The organism is Streptomyces sp. NBC_01003, from assembly GCF_045162695.1.
Lineage (GTDB): Bacteria > Actinomycetota > Actinomycetes > Streptomycetales > Streptomycetaceae > Streptomyces.
On the sequence record NZ_CP108707.1, the window covers coordinates 6,235,405 to 6,248,599 of the forward strand.

General features: G+C 70.6%; 14 protein-coding genes. 7 read left to right on the top strand and 7 right to left on the bottom strand.

The genetic code is table 11. The annotated features are described in order from the left end of the window. The first annotated feature begins 44 nt into the window (after positions 1 to 44). Complete coding sequence (locus OG698_RS28440) at positions 45 to 842, top strand: S16 family serine protease (RefSeq protein ID WP_406106328.1); 798 nt, start codon at positions 45 to 47, stop codon at positions 840 to 842. Positions 843 to 855: 13 nt separating this feature from the next. Here OG698_RS28440 and OG698_RS28445 read toward each other — a convergent pair whose 3' ends face one another. From OG698_RS28445 to OG698_RS28465, 5 genes are all read right to left on the bottom strand, one after another. Further along, positions 856 to 1,824 carry a glycine betaine ABC transporter substrate-binding protein gene (locus OG698_RS28445; protein WP_406106330.1) on the bottom strand — a complete coding sequence of 323 codons (969 nt, stop codon included), beginning with the start codon at positions 1,822 to 1,824 and terminating at the stop codon, positions 856 to 858. Then, the gene (locus OG698_RS28450; RefSeq protein WP_406106332.1) at positions 1,821 to 2,684 is read right to left on the bottom strand and encodes an ABC transporter permease; all 864 of its coding nucleotides are present in this window, start codon (positions 2,682 to 2,684) and stop codon (positions 1,821 to 1,823) included. The genes OG698_RS28445 and OG698_RS28450 overlap by 4 nt, the downstream gene beginning before the upstream one ends. Then, the gene (locus OG698_RS28455) at positions 2,681 to 3,973 is read right to left on the bottom strand and encodes a betaine/proline/choline family ABC transporter ATP-binding protein (protein ID WP_406111330.1); all 1,293 of its coding nucleotides are present in this window, start codon (positions 3,971 to 3,973) and stop codon (positions 2,681 to 2,683) included. Before OG698_RS28455 ends, OG698_RS28450 begins: the two co-directional genes overlap by 4 nt. A gap of 4 nt (positions 3,974 to 3,977) precedes the next feature. Then, the gene (locus OG698_RS28460; protein ID WP_406106334.1) at positions 3,978 to 4,625 is read right to left on the bottom strand and encodes an ABC transporter permease; all 648 of its coding nucleotides are present in this window, start codon (positions 4,623 to 4,625) and stop codon (positions 3,978 to 3,980) included. 131 nt (positions 4,626 to 4,756) lie between these two features. Beyond that, positions 4,757 to 5,227 (bottom strand): Lrp/AsnC family transcriptional regulator, encoded by a 471-nt coding sequence (locus OG698_RS28465; RefSeq protein WP_100594293.1) that lies wholly within the window; start codon positions 5,225 to 5,227, stop codon positions 4,757 to 4,759. A gap of 122 nt (positions 5,228 to 5,349) precedes the next feature. Here OG698_RS28465 and hppD point away from each other — a divergent pair, with 122 nt between their 5' ends. From hppD to nthA, 4 genes are read left to right on the top strand one after another with little or no spacing between them, the layout of a single operon-like run. Beyond that, the gene (gene hppD / locus OG698_RS28470) at positions 5,350 to 6,504 is read left to right on the top strand and encodes a 4-hydroxyphenylpyruvate dioxygenase (RefSeq protein WP_399973420.1); all 1,155 of its coding nucleotides are present in this window, start codon (positions 5,350 to 5,352) and stop codon (positions 6,502 to 6,504) included. Between the two features lie 35 nt (positions 6,505 to 6,539). After that, positions 6,540 to 6,824: an SH3-like domain-containing protein gene (locus OG698_RS28475; RefSeq protein ID WP_100593958.1), complete on the top strand. Its 285-nt coding sequence runs from the start codon at positions 6,540 to 6,542 to the stop codon at positions 6,822 to 6,824. Continuing rightward, positions 6,817 to 7,092, top strand: a complete 276-nt coding sequence (locus OG698_RS28480) for an SH3-like domain-containing protein (RefSeq protein ID WP_100593959.1) — start codon at positions 6,817 to 6,819, stop codon at positions 7,090 to 7,092. The genes OG698_RS28475 and OG698_RS28480 overlap by 8 nt, the downstream gene beginning before the upstream one ends. Next, the gene (nthA, locus tag OG698_RS28485; protein ID WP_399973426.1) at positions 7,092 to 7,679 is read left to right on the top strand and encodes a nitrile hydratase subunit alpha; all 588 of its coding nucleotides are present in this window, start codon (positions 7,092 to 7,094) and stop codon (positions 7,677 to 7,679) included. The genes OG698_RS28480 and nthA overlap by 1 nt, the downstream gene beginning before the upstream one ends. Positions 7,680 to 7,704: 25 nt before the next feature. On the opposite strand, the gene OG698_RS28490 is transcribed toward nthA, so the two are convergent. Next, a complete protein-coding gene (locus tag OG698_RS28490; protein ID WP_406106338.1) occupies positions 7,705 to 9,381 on the bottom strand; it encodes a tetratricopeptide repeat protein in 1,677 nt (558 codons plus the stop codon). A gap of 108 nt (positions 9,382 to 9,489) precedes the next feature. On the opposite strand from OG698_RS28490, the gene OG698_RS28495 reads away from it, so the two are divergent. Then, the gene (locus OG698_RS28495) at positions 9,490 to 10,860 is read left to right on the top strand and encodes an FAD-binding oxidoreductase (protein WP_399973430.1); all 1,371 of its coding nucleotides are present in this window, start codon (positions 9,490 to 9,492) and stop codon (positions 10,858 to 10,860) included. 56 nt (positions 10,861 to 10,916) lie between these two features. Here OG698_RS28495 and OG698_RS28500 read toward each other — a convergent pair whose 3' ends face one another. Then, the gene (locus OG698_RS28500) at positions 10,917 to 11,396 is read right to left on the bottom strand and encodes an SsgA family sporulation/cell division regulator (RefSeq protein WP_406106341.1); all 480 of its coding nucleotides are present in this window, start codon (positions 11,394 to 11,396) and stop codon (positions 10,917 to 10,919) included. A gap of 221 nt (positions 11,397 to 11,617) precedes the next feature. Between OG698_RS28500 and OG698_RS28505 the strand changes: the two genes are divergently transcribed. Beyond that, complete coding sequence (locus tag OG698_RS28505) at positions 11,618 to 13,189, top strand: RDD family protein (RefSeq protein WP_406106343.1); 1,572 nt, start codon at positions 11,618 to 11,620, stop codon at positions 13,187 to 13,189. The last annotated feature ends 6 nt before the right edge of the window (positions 13,190 to 13,195 follow it).

A 13,195-nucleotide genomic window follows, 5' to 3' on the forward strand; every position in this document is an offset into this window, starting at 1 on the left:
TGGGGCGCCCTCGTCCCGCCTGGCCCTCGCGTTAGATTGGGCCCGTGCTTCTCTCTCGGATTTCTCGGACCAGGGCCCTTGCCGTTTGTGCTCTGCCTGTGGTGGCTCTGCTTGGTGTGGCGGGGTTTGCGCCGTTGCCGTTCGCCATCGCTCAGCCGGGGCCGACCACCGATGTGCTCGGGGATTCGAAGGGGAAGCCCGTCATCGAGATCTCCGGGGCGCCCACCCGTGACACCTCGGGGAAGCTGCGGATGGTGACGATCGTGGCTACGGGGCCCGACGCGGACGTGAGCCTGGGCGACGTCGTCGACAGCTGGTTCCGTACGGACCGTGCCGTCATGCCCCGCGACGCCGTATACCCCTCGGGCGACTCCACCAAGGAGATCGAGCAGCACAACCTCGGCGAGATGAAGAAGTCGCAGGACTCCGCGACCGAGGCCGCGCTCGGCTTTCTGGGCAAGTCCCCGAACGAGGTGAAGGTGGACCTCCAGCTCGCCGACGTCGGCGGGCCGAGCGCGGGGCTCTTCTTCTCCCTCGGCATCGTTGACAAGCTGGACGGCAACGGCAGCGGGGGCGATCTCACGGGCGGCCGTTCCATCGCCGGTACGGGCACCATCACCTCCGGCGGGAAGGTCGGCGCCGTCGGCGGGGTGTCGCTCAAGACGCAGGCCGCCTGGCGCGACGGAGCCAAGGTGTTCCTGGTGCCGAGGGCGGAGTGCGGCGACGCCAAGGCCGAGGCGCCCAAGGGCATGCGGCTGATCCCCGTGACGACGCTCCAGGGCGCGGTCTCGGCGCTGACGGCTCTGGACAAGGGTGACGGGAGCAAGGTCCCCAGCTGTTAGACCCGGGGCCGGCTCACTCCGTCACGAACCCCTCCTTCACCAGCCAGTCCTTCGCCACGCTGTGCGGGTCCTGGCCGTCGACGTCGACCCTCGCGTTCAGCTCCTGCGCGACCGTGTTGTTGAGCTTCTTCGTGATCGGCTCGATGACCTTCGCCATCGCCGGATACTTCTCCAGGGACTTGGTGTTCATCTCCGGGGCCGCGTTGTAGTTCGGGAAGAAGTGCTTGTCGTCCGCCATCACCCTGAGCTTCATCGCCCTGATGCGGCCGTCGGTCGTGAAGACCTCGCCGAAGGTGCAGGTGCCCTTCGCGGCCTGCGTGTAGATGATCCCGGTGTCCATCTGCGTGACGTTCGCGGTCGGGATCTTCATGCCGTACGCCTTCTCCATGCCATGCAGCCCGTCCGCACGGTTGGCGAACTCGCTCTCCACGCACAGCGTTACGGCCTTGGGGTTCTTCTTGGCGAGGGCGGCCACGTCCGAGAGGGTCTTCGTGCCGTACTTCTTGAAGTTGGCCTCGTTCATGGCCAGCGCGTACGTGTTGTTGAGCTCGGACGGCGGCAGCCAGGTGATGCCGTTCTTGAGGTCGGCGTCGTGGACGGCCTGCCACTGGGCCTGCGGGTCGGCGATGGGGTGGGAGTTGCCCAGGTAGGTGATCCAGGCCGTGCCCGTGTACTCGTACATCCCGTCCGCGTCACCGCTCTTGATGGCCTCGCGGGCGCCGATGGAGCCCTGGATGCCGGTGCGGTCGAGGACGTCGGCACCGGCCGCCTTGAAGGCGATGCCCATCATGGCGCCGAGGATCAGCTGTTCGGTGAACTCCTTGGACGTGACGGTGATATTGGCGCCCTTGAGCGGCTCGCCCTTGCCGATCGAGCCCGGTTTCACGTCGTCGACCAGCGGGCTGCCGCTGGTCAGTCCGCAGCCTGCGAGCAGGGACGCGACGAGGCCCGCTGCCGCCGCCGCACGGTACGTACGCCTCATGTCCGCACCTCCAGTCCGCGTGGCCGCAAAAGGAGTTCGGCGAGCGATGCCAGCCAGTCCACGAGCAGGGCCAGCGCGACGGTCAGGATCGAGCCGAGTACCAGGACCGGCATGCGTTGGTTGGTGATGCCGGTGGTGATCAGGACGCCGAGGCCGCCACCGCCGCCGAACGTGGCGAGGGTCGCCGTGCCGACGTTCAGGACGAGCGCCGTGCGCACGCCCGCGAGGATCAACGGCACGGCCAGCGGGAGTTCGACCTTGGTGAGGACGCCCAACGGTGACATGCCGATACCGCGCGCCGCTTCGAGGAGTGTGGGGTCGTTCGCCTTCAGGCCCGCGATGGTGTTGGAGAGCACGGGCAGGATCGCGTAGATGATGATGCCGATCAGGGCCGACCGCCGGCCGATGCCCAGCCAGATCACCAGCAGGGCGAGCAGGCCGATCGCGGGGGTGGCCTGGCCCATGTTGGCGAAGGCGAGGGCGACCGGGGTCGCCTTGCGGAACATCTTGCGGGTCAGCAGGATGCCCAGCGGGATCGCGATGATCAGCACGAAGAACGTGGAGACCACCGTCAGGTAGATGTGCTGCTTGACGAGCTTCCACACCTGACCGCCGGAGATGGCGTTCTCGGTGATCGTGTCCAGGGTGGCCTGCTGGAACCAGATCCAGGTGGCCAGCAGCACGACTGCGATCACGGCCGGCAGGAACGTGAGCTTCTGCCAGGAGATCCGGCGCTTCTCGCGGACCGGCGGCGGTGGTGGCGCCTCCTGCTCGGCCTCGCCCTCGTCGCGGAACGCGACGCCCTTCACCTCGTGCTCGCCCTCCGGACGCTTGTCCGGAGGCGACTTGGGGGTGTTCACGCCTTCAGTCCCCCCTCGCCTTCCTGTTCCTGATGGGTCTGCTGGGCCCGCAGCTCCTCCAGTTCGTGCTGGTGCTCCACGGCTTCGAGCCGGTCGGCGTCCAGGAGTTCGTGCACGGAGTTCATCAGCGTCTCCATGTCGACGACGCCCTCGTACTCACCGCGCCGGCCGGTGACCGCGACGCGTCCGGCGTTGTCGGTCAGGACCGCTTCGAGCGCGTCGCGCAGGGTCGCGTCCCGGGTCACCGTGTCGTGCACGAGGGTGCCCGCGCGGGCCAGCGACCCCTTGGCGCGCATCAGGTCGCCGCGCCGCAGCCACTTGTAGGGGCGGCGTCGCTTGTCGAGCAGGAGCAGTTCGTTGGTGCCCGCGTCGCGCAGCTTGTCGAAGATGGTCTGGAGGGGGTCGTCGACCTGGACCGTCGGGTAGTCGGTGATCTCCACGTCCCGTACGCGGGTGAGGTTGAGGCGCTTGAGGGCGGCGCCCGCGCCGACGAAGCCGGACACGAAGTCGTCGACGGGGTTGGTGAGGATGGCCTCGGGGGTGTCGAACTGGGCGATGTGCGAGCGCTCGCGCAGGACCACGATGCGGTCGCCGATCTTGATCGCCTCGTCGAAGTCGTGGGTGACGAAGACGATCGTCTTGTGCAGCTCGCGCTGGAGGCGGATCAGCTCGTCCTGGAGGTGGTCGCGGGTGATCGGGTCGACCGCGCCGAACGGCTCGTCCATCAGGAGTACGGGCGGGTCGGCCGCCAACGCCCGTGCCACGCCCACGCGCTGCTGCTGACCTCCGGAGAGCTGGCGTGGATAGCGGCCGCGGAACTCGGCAGGATCGAGACCGACCAGGTCCAGCATCTCCTCGACGCGCGCCTTGATCTTCGACTTGGACCAGCCGGTCATCTTCGGGACCAGGGCGATGTTCTGCGCGACCGTCATGTGCGGGAAGAGGCCCGAGGACTGGATCGCGTAGCCGACCTTGCGCCGGAGCTTCACCGGGTCCATGTCCGTGACGTCCTCGCCACCGATCCTGATACGGCCGCTGGTCGGCTCGATGAGCCGGTTGATCATCTTGAGGAGGGTGGTCTTGCCGCCACCCGAGGGTCCTACGAAGACGACGGTCTCGCCCGCCTTGATCTCCAGGCTGACGTTGTCCACGGCGGGCGCGGCGGATCCGGGGTAGCGCTTGGTGAGGTTCTCCAGCTCGATCGTCGCCCCGGTCGTGGAGCCGGGCTCCCCGGCGCCGCCCTCGGCGGTGGCGGTCGCCGTGGCGGCGGCCGTGGGGGTCTCGGGCAAGGAATCAGACACGGATCCCCCTCGGGATGGTCATGCGGCCGATGAGGACGTACGCGGCGTCGAAGAGGAGCGCGAGGATGATGATGCCGACCGTGCCCGCGAGCACCTGGTTCAGTGCGTTCTTGCTGCCCAGGGACGCGATGCCGCGGAAGATCTCGTTGCCGAGCCCGGGTCCGGACGCGTAGGCCGCGATGGCGGCGATGCCCATCAGCATCTGGGTGGAGACCCGGATCCCGGTGAGGATCGGCGGCCAGGCGAGCGGCAGCTCCACCTTGGCGAGCCGGGCCATGCGGGACATGCCGATGCCGCGCGCCGCGTCGATCAGGGAGGGGTCCACGCCCCGCAGGCCCACGATCGAGTTCCGCACGATGGGCAGCAGCCCGTACAGGGTGAGCGAGATGACCGTCGGCGGGACGCCGAGGCCGACGATCGGGATGAGGAGACCGATCATGGCGAGCGAGGGGATCGTCAGGATGGTCGAGGTCGTCGTGGTGGCGAGGTTGCCCGCCCACTCGCTGCGGTAGGTGACCACACCGATCACCACGCCGATGACGGTCGCGACGACCATGCACTGGAAGACCACGCTGGCGTGCTGGTAGGCGTCCGCCAGCAGCTGCTGATGAGCCGCGCTGATGTAGTCCCAGAAGTTCACGGGCCGCACCTCCTTGCGCCGGGCTGTCGTCCGGCCGGCTTCAGCCGGTGGTCCGGGGTTGTCCCCGGGAAGACGCAGCGCCGGCACTCACCTCGTCCGGGCGGACGCCGCGAGCGTCGAGGACGTGCGCGTCAGGAATCCGACGAGGCCTGCTCCACGAGCGGGATGATCCGCAGCGGAACGGGGTTCTCCATGACGATCGCGGTGGAAGCCCGGACGATGCCATCAAAACCCACGACCCGGTCGATCACCCGCTGGAGATCGGCGTTCGAGCGGGCCACGAGACGGCACAGCATGTCGCCGGTGCCGGTCGTCGTGTGGAGTTCGAGGACCTCGGGGACGGTCGTCAAGTGCGCCCTGACGTCGGGGCCTTGGCCCTGCCGGATCTGCAGCGTGGCGAACGCCGTGACCGGATAGCCGAGGGCCGCCGGGTCCACCTGAGGTCCGAAGCCGCGGATGACTCCGTTCGACTGAAGCCGGTCGAGGCGCGCCTGAACGGTGCCGCGCGCGACCCCCAGGCGCCGGGACGCCTCCAGCACCCCGATACGGGGCTCGCGCGCGAGGAGCAGGATCAGCTGCCCGTCCAGATGATCGATCGCCATGCGGGCCTCCGGGGTGGTCATCCTGTACAGATCGCCCGCCCATATTGACGATCCGCTGAGCAGATTGACCACCGGAATCACAAACTATTGCGCACCTTGTGGTTCGGAGGGAGCCTCGGGCCATGGCAGCTACTTCTGCGAACATCCAGACCACCCCCGACACCGCGCGCGAGGCCGACCCCTTCCCGGTGAAGGGAATGGACGCGGTCGTCTTCGCCGTGGGCAACGCCAAACAGGCCGCCCACTACTACTCGACCGCCTTCGGCATGAAGCTCGTGGCCTACTCGGGCCCGGAGAACGGCAGCCGTGAGACGGCCTCCTACGTGCTCACGAACGGCTCCGCCCGCTTCGTGTTCACCTCCGTCATCAAGGTCTCCACCGACTGGGGCCACTTCCTCGCCGACCATGTGGCCGAGCACGGCGACGGCGTCGTCGACCTCGCCATCGAGGTCCCGGACGCCCGCGCCGCGTACGCGTACGCCGTCGAGCACGGCGCCCGCGGCATCACGGAGCCGTACGAGTCCAAGGACGAGCACGGCACCGTCGTGCGCGCCGCGATCGCCACGTACGGCAAGACCCGCCACACGCTCGTCGAGCGCACCGGGTACGACGGCCCGTACCTGCCCGGCTTCGCGGCGGCCGAGCCCGTCGTCGCGCCGCCGGCCAAGCGGACCTTCCAGGCCATCGACCACTGCGTCGGCAACGTCGAGCTCGGCCGGATGAACGAGTGGGTGGCGTTCTACAACAAGGTCATGGGCTTCACGAACATGAAGGAGTTCGTGGGCGACGACATCGCGACCGAGTACAGCGCCCTGATGTCGAAGGTCGTCGCCGACGGCACGCTCAAGGTCAAGTTCCCGATCAACGAGCCCGCCATCGCCAAGAAGAAGTCCCAGATCGACGAGTACCTGGAGTTCTACGGCGGCGCCGGCGTCCAGCACATCGCGCTCGCCACGAACGACATCGTCGAGTCCGTACGCACCATGCGCGCCGCGGGCGTCCAGTTCCTCGACACCCCCGACTCGTACTACGACACCCTCGGCGAGTGGGCGGGCGAGACGCGCGTGCCCGTCGAGACCCTGCGCGAGCAGAAGATCCTCGTCGACCGCGACGAGGACGGCTACCTGCTGCAGATCTTCACGAAGCCGGTCCAGGACAAGCCGACCGTCTTCTTCGAGATGATTGAGCGGCACGGCTCGATGGGCTTCGGAAAGGGCAACTTCAAGGCGCTCTTCGAGGCGATCGAGCGCGAGCAGGACAAGCGCGGCAATCTCTAGGGGCACTCCGTAGGTACACGTCCTAGGCTGGTCCCATGGCCAGGATCAATGACGTGGGCGGCATGACAGGGTTCGGCGCCATCGACACCAGCGACGACGCCGAGCCCTTTCACGCGGACTGGGAGGCGCGCGTCTTCGCCCTCCAGCGCGCGCTCCTCGTCAAAGGGGTCTTCAACCTCGACGAGTTCAGGGACGCCATCGAGACGATGCCGCCGGGCGAGTACCTCGCGGCCTCGTACTACGAGCGCTGGTTCCACGCGATCCGCACGCTCCTCGAACGCAAGGGCGTCATCGAGGAAGGGGCGCTGCGCGATGACTGACCGGTTCGCGGCCGGCGCCCACGTCCGCACGTACCCGCACGACCCGCCGCACCACACGCGCCTGCCGCGGTACGCCCGTGGCAAGCGCGGCGTCGTGGTCGAGCCGGAGGGCCGGGCGCCGCTCGCCGACGTGCGTGCGCAGGGGCGGGACGACGCCCCCGTCGAGATGATCTACGCGGTCCGGTTCGCGGCGCGCGAGCTGTGGGGCGAGGGCGACCACCACGTCGTACTCGACCTGTCGGAGAGCTATCTGAGGGAGGCCGAGTGATGTCCGGTACGCACGAGGACGCGGTGATCTCCCGTCAGGTTCGGCGACTGGAAAGCCTGTTGGAGGCACAGGGCATCGTCGGGGGCGACACCGTCGACGAGGTCATCGACGGGTTCCTGGCGGGCGCCTCGCCCGTGAACGGCGCGAAGGTCGTGGCCCGCGCGTGGACCGACCCGGCCTACCGCGAGCGGCTCCTCGCCGACGGCACCGCGGCGGTGGGTGAACTGGGCTTCGCCGCCGGGGGAGTTCAGAAGCAGCGGCTGCGCGTCGTCGAGAACACCGCCGACACCCACAACGTCATCGTCTGCACGCTGTGCTCCTGCTATCCGCTGCGCCTGCTCGGGCCCTCGCCCGGCTGGTACAAGAGCGAGGCGTACCGCTCCCGCGTCGTGCGGGACCCGCGCGGCGTCCTCGCCGAGTTCGGCGTGACACTTCCGGAGACCGTGGACATCACGGTCTGGGACTCCAGCGCGGAGACGCGGTACATGGTCCTGCCGAGGCGCCCCGCGGGAACGGACCGCCTGAGCGAGGCGGAACTGGCGTCCCTGATCACGCGGAACGGGCTCATCGGGACTGGTGTGATTTAGCCGGGTGTGCTTCAGGGAGCCGGGGTTACGCGCCTGGGGACTTGGGCGCCGGAGGTGCCTGCCGGGACGACGGCTTGGCCGGGGCCGGGGCTGCCGGAGGCGTGGCCGGCGGGGCCGCGGACCTGGGCGGCGCGACAGGGGCGGCCGGGCGCGTCGCGGGGCTTTTGCTCGCCGGGCGCCGGGCTGCGGGGCGCTCGGGGGCCGAGCTCCGGGGCGCCGCATGGGGAGACGGAGCCGGGTTCGCCTCCGTCTCGGGCCCGTCGGCCGACGGCTCGCCCAGCGCGGTCAGCGCCTCCTTCGCGAGCGGGGCCAGGAGCGGCGAGAACGCCGGGTTGATGCGCAGTGCCTCGCCGATGTGCCGGCGGGCGGGCCCGTCCAGCTCCAATTCCCTCTCCACTTCCCCCCGGTGGTAGGCGATCAGCGCACTGCGTACGGTGCCCCCGTGCTCCGGGTCCGTCGCGCGCTTCGCGTACTTCAGCGCCTCCTTGTCGTCGCCCGCCTTGTGCAGCGCCCAGCCCAGCGCGTCCGCGGTCTGCACGCTCGGCGCCCGCTCCCACTCGGCCCGCAGCCGGGTCACGGCCGCCCGCGGGTCCCCGTGGTCCGATTCGAACCGGCCGAGGAGGAGCGAGTCGTCGACCCCGTTCGCCCCGTCCGCTTCCACCCGCTTCCGCAGCAGGTCGTACTGTGCCTTCGCCGCGTCGCTGAACCCGATCGACTGGTACAACTCGCCCATTTCCAGGGCGTATTCGGGCCGCGGGCGCTTGGTGAGCGCGCTCCGGTACGCCTGGACCGCCTCCGTCGTACGGCCCAGCGACGCCAGGGCGCGGCCCTTCCCGGCGAGCGAGGCGTCGTGGTCGGGGTCTGCCGCGAGGGCCTGGGCGAAGTAGTTCAGCGCCTCCGCGGGCTTGCCCCGCTCCCACGCGAGCTCACCCACCCGGTGCAGACACGCGGCCTGCTCGGACGGCGTCGAGGCGAGTGCCGCCGCGTCGGTCAGCGTCGCGAGCGCGTCGTCACGCCAGCCGCGGTCCCGGTAGACCTGCCCCTCGCGTGCCATCACGGCCGCGCCCGAGCGCAGCTCCGTCAGCTTCTTCAGGGTCCGGTCCACTGCCTTGTAGTCCCCGAGCTGCCCGTAGGTGTCGATGAGCAGCGGATACGTCGTCCACCGCTTCGGCGCCAGCTTCACAGACGCCTCGCCCCACTTCTTCGCGGCGCGGTAGTCGTGCCGCGCGTTGGCGAGCGCGGCGAGCCCGTTCAGGGCGTCCACGTTTCCGGAGGGCCGCGTCTTCAGCGAGGTCCGCAGGGCGCGCTCCGCCTTCGGGTAGTACGCCGAGTCGGCCGTCCGCAGCCCCCGCTCCACGTAGGCGGCCCCGAGCACCGCCCACGAGCGGTCGTCACGCGGATGGGCCCGCAGATACGACTCGCGCTCCCCGATGAGCGCCGTCAGATCGGGCAGCGACGCGGTGGCCCCCGCGGCCGCCGCGTCCATCGCCCGCCCGGCGGACCCCGGCGCGGGCGGCGTGGCGCGCTCCGGCGAGGCGGGCAGCACCAGCAGGACGCCGCCGAGCACCACGGACCCCGCGACGGTGCCGATCAGCACGCGCTTCACCAGCGGGGACAGTCGGCGCCCCGGCTCGGGACCAGTGGCCGTAGCCGGCCGTTCCGCTTCGGTCTCCTCGGTCTCCTCGGTCTCCTCGGTCTTCATGGCGCACACTGTGCGTGAATACGAAGAGCACATCACGGCAACATCCCGGCACGTGAAGGCCGTCTCAGACGGGTTCACACCGATGGCCCCGAGTGCGACGCTGTGATCATGAGCCGCACACTCACCGAACGACTTCAGGAAGGCCTCCCGTCCGGGGCGGTCCTCACCGACCCCGACGTCACGGCCTCGTACGCCAACGACATGGCCAGCTTCTGCGACGCGGGCGCGCCCGCCGTCGTGGTGCTGCCCCGCACCGTCGAGCAGGTCCAGCACGTGATGCGCACGGCGACCGAGCTCCGCGTGCCGGTCGTCCCGCAGGGCGCCCGCACGGGCCTGTCCGGCGCGGCCAACGCGTCCGAGGGCTGCATCGTGCTGTCCCTGGTCAAGATGGACCGCATCCTGGAGATCAGCACCGTCGACAGGATCGCGGTCGTCGAGCCGGGCGTCATCAACGCCACGCTCTCCCGCGCTGTCAACGAAAAGGGCCTCTACTACCCGCCGGACCCGTCCAGTTGGGAAATGTGCACCATCGGCGGGAACATCGGCACGGCATCGGGCGGCCTGTGCTGCGTGAAGTACGGGGTGACGGCGGAGTACGTCCTCGGGCTCGACGTGGTCCTCGCCGACGGCCGGCTCCTGTCCACGGGACGCCGCACCGCCAAGGGCGTCGCGGGCTACGACCTCACGCGTCTGTTCGTCGGCTCCGAGGGCAGCCTCGGCATCGTCGTACGGGCCACGCTCGCGCTCAGGCCCGAGCCGCCGCAGCAGCTGGTCCTGGCCGCAGAATTCGCCTCCACGGACGCCGCCTGCGACGCGGTCTGCAAGATCATGGAGGGCGGTCACGTTCCGTCACTGCTCGAACTCATGGACCGTACGACCGTGAAGGCCGTCAACGCGATGGCGAACATGGGGCTGCCCGAGACCACGGAGGCGCTGCTCCTCGCGGCCTTCGACACCCTCGACCCGGCCGCCGACCTCGACGCCGTCGGCGCCCTGTGCGAAGCCGCGGGCGCGACCCAGGTCGTCCCCGCCGAGGACGCAGCCGAGTCCGAACTCCTGCTCCAGGCCCGGCGCCTCTCCCTCACCGCGCTCGAAGCGGTCAAGGGCACGACGATGATCGACGACGTGTGCGTGCCGCGCTCGAGGCTCGCCGAGATGCTCAGTGGCGTCGACCGTATCGCCGAGAAGTACGGCCTGACGATCGGCGTCTGCTGCCACGCGGGCGACGGCAACACGCACCCCACCGTCTGCTTCGACGCCCAGGACGCCGACGAGGGCCGGCGGGCCCGCGAGTCCTTCGACGAGATCATGGCGCTCGGTCTCGAACTCGGCGGGACCATCACCGGCGAGCATGGCGTCGGCGTCCTCAAGAAGGAGTGGCTGGCGCGCGAGCTCGGCCCGGTCGGCATCGAGATGCAGCGCGCCGTCAAGGCGGCCTTCGACCCGCTCGGCCTGCTCAACCCGGGCAAGCTCTTCTGACGCCCGCCACTCCTGGTTCGTCCCTCTGCTCGCGTCCACCCCCGTGGGACGCGTGCTCACTCACCGTCCTTCGACTCGTCCGAGGGCCACGGGTCGCGCAGCCACAGCTCGTCGACGCGGCCCGGGGTGGGGGCGAGCAGCTCGGCGAGGCCGTCGTCGATGCCGAGCCGCTCGGACTCAGAGCCCGGAGGGACCACCCGCAGCGTCCGCTCCAGCCACGAGGACACAGCGGCGGCGGGCGCCTCCAGGAGCGCGTCGCCGTCCGGTGAGCTCAGCGCCATGAGCACGACGCTGCGGCGGTCGACCTTCGTCGGCCACACGCGCACGTCCCCGTGCCCGCACGGCCGGAACACCCCCTCCACCAGCAGCTCGCGCGCGAACGTCCAGTTGACCGGGTTCTCGGAGCCGATGTGAAAGGCGATGTGGACGGCGTACGGGTCGTCGGTCCGGTAGGTGAGCCGGGCAGGGACGGGGATGCTGCGATCGGGCGACAGGACGAGCCTCAGCTCGAGTTCACGTTCCACCACGGTGTGCATGTCGTGCGTTTCCTCTCCTCGTACGGGTCGTGCGGGGGCCCGCGAGAGCGGGCCCGTGCAAGGAGAGAGGGCGAAGGGCGCGGAGCATTACGCGAGTTCCGGAAAGTTTTTCCGGCGTCCCCGGAAAGTGGTCCGTACGGGCGGACCCGCCCGGTGGCGGGCGGTGGTCTGATAGATGTGGACCCCCAACAAAACCCCCGAGCAGATACGGGACGACGGACATGAGCGCCCCAACTCCGGCCCCCGGCGACGACAGGCCCCGCGACGGGTACTACCCCGACCCGTCCATTCCCGGATATGTCCGGTACTGGAACGGTGCTGCGTGGGTGCCGGGCACGAGCCGCCCGGCCCCGTCCGACGGCGAATCCCTCGCCGCCCCCGCCGGGGTGACCCCGGCCCCCACCCCTTCGCCTTCTCCTTCTCCTTCTCCTGCGCCTCTGCCCGTCGAGGAGACCGGCCCGGTCTTCCTCGACGAGGAGCCGGAGCGGTACTCGGACGAGCCGGCCGCACCCGAACCCGCCACGGCGTGGCAGGCGGACGCGTCCCGCCAGACCGGCTTCGGCGGCGAGCAGGACCGCCGCGTGTCCTGGGGCGCCGACCCGCGCGTGCCTGCTCCGCCGCAGGAGGAGCGCACGGACGGCGCGCTCACGGCCCGCCCCGCACAGCCGGAGCCCCCAACGGCGCCCACGGACGGGACGGTCACGTTCCGCCGACCCACCTCGCCTGTGGACCGCCCCGAGGGCACGATGACGATGCGAGCGCTGTCAGCTCCGCAGGTGCCGGGCCGGCAGCTGCCTGCGGCGCAAGGGCCTGTGGTGCAGGGTCAGGGGCCGGCATCCCAGGAGGCGGCCGGTCGGCACGCGCAGGGCCACCAGGGTCAGCAGGTTGAGGGCCACCAGGCCCAGCAGCCCGCGCCCCAGCAGGCCAACTCCCAGCCTCAGCCCCAGCCCCATCAGGGCTTCGCCCCGCAGGGGCCGGCTCAGCAACCCCCGGCCCACCAGGCGCAGGCTCCACAAGCCGCCCCGCTCCAGCCCCACGCGCCCCAGCCCCACGCGCCCCAGGCCGGTCGCCCGGGTACGGTCCCGCCGCAGGCCGCTGCCGCCTCCGCCACCCCCATGACCTCCGGTCCCGGCGGCGGTTCGCCGTCCTGGGCGCAGCAGGTGCACCAGCTCGCCCAACCCGGTCGGTCCGGGCAGCTCGGCCAGTCCGCTCAGCCCGCCGCAGGCGAACCCGCGGAGCCGGAAGGCCCCGTCACGCCGTGGAAGCCCGTGGCCAACGACCCGTTCCTGGCGGCAGCCCAGGCGCAGGCGTCGGCGCGGCCCGCCGGGCCCGGCAAGCGTCTCGCGGCACGGCTCATCGACACGGTGGTGCTCGGCGCGGTCACCGCGGTGGCGGCCGTCCCGCTCGGCACCAAGGCCGTCGACCACATCGACGGGAAGATCGACGCGGCGAAGGCGTCGGGCCGCCAGGCCACGGTCTGGCTGCTGGACGGCACGACCGGCGCCTACCTCGGCATCGTCCTCGCCGTCCTCCTCGTCGCCGGTGTCCTCTACGAGGCACTGCCGACCGCCAAGTGGGGCCGCACCCTGGGCAAGAAGGTGTGCGGGCTCCAGGTGCGGGACATCGAGGAGCACGCGGCGCCGACGTTCGGCGCCGCGCTGCGGCGCTGGCTGGTGTACAGCGTGACGGGCCTGCTGGCCATCGGGGTCGTCGGCGTGCTGTGGTGCCTGTTCGACCGGCCGTGGCGCCAGTGCTGGCACGACAAGGCGGCCCGTACGTTCGTCGCGGGCTGACCCCGG

What these genes read in the sequence shown, in the direction of transcription:
- OG698_RS28445 (WP_406106330.1), bottom strand. Translation starts at nt 1,824, where the DNA reads ATGAGGCGTACGTACCGTGCGGCGGCGGCAGCGGGCCTCGTCGCGTCC.
- OG698_RS28465 (WP_100594293.1), bottom strand. Translation starts at nt 5,227, where the DNA reads ATGGCGATCGATCATCTGGACGGGCAGCTGATCCTGCTCCTCGCGCGC.
- hppD (WP_399973420.1), top strand. Translation starts at nt 5,350, where the DNA reads ATGGCAGCTACTTCTGCGAACATCCAGACCACCCCCGACACCGCGCGC.
- OG698_RS28475 (WP_100593958.1), top strand. Translation starts at nt 6,540, where the DNA reads ATGGCCAGGATCAATGACGTGGGCGGCATGACAGGGTTCGGCGCCATC.
- OG698_RS28480 (WP_100593959.1), top strand. Translation starts at nt 6,817, where the DNA reads ATGACTGACCGGTTCGCGGCCGGCGCCCACGTCCGCACGTACCCGCAC.
- nthA (WP_399973426.1), top strand. Translation starts at nt 7,092, where the DNA reads ATGTCCGGTACGCACGAGGACGCGGTGATCTCCCGTCAGGTTCGGCGA.
- OG698_RS28490 (WP_406106338.1), bottom strand. Translation starts at nt 9,381, where the DNA reads ATGAAGACCGAGGAGACCGAGGAGACCGAGGAGACCGAAGCGGAACGG.
- OG698_RS28495 (WP_399973430.1), top strand. Translation starts at nt 9,490, where the DNA reads ATGAGCCGCACACTCACCGAACGACTTCAGGAAGGCCTCCCGTCCGGG.
- OG698_RS28500 (WP_406106341.1), bottom strand. Translation starts at nt 11,396, where the DNA reads ATGCACACCGTGGTGGAACGTGAACTCGAGCTGAGGCTCGTCCTGTCG.
- OG698_RS28505 (WP_406106343.1), top strand. Translation starts at nt 11,618, where the DNA reads ATGAGCGCCCCAACTCCGGCCCCCGGCGACGACAGGCCCCGCGACGGG.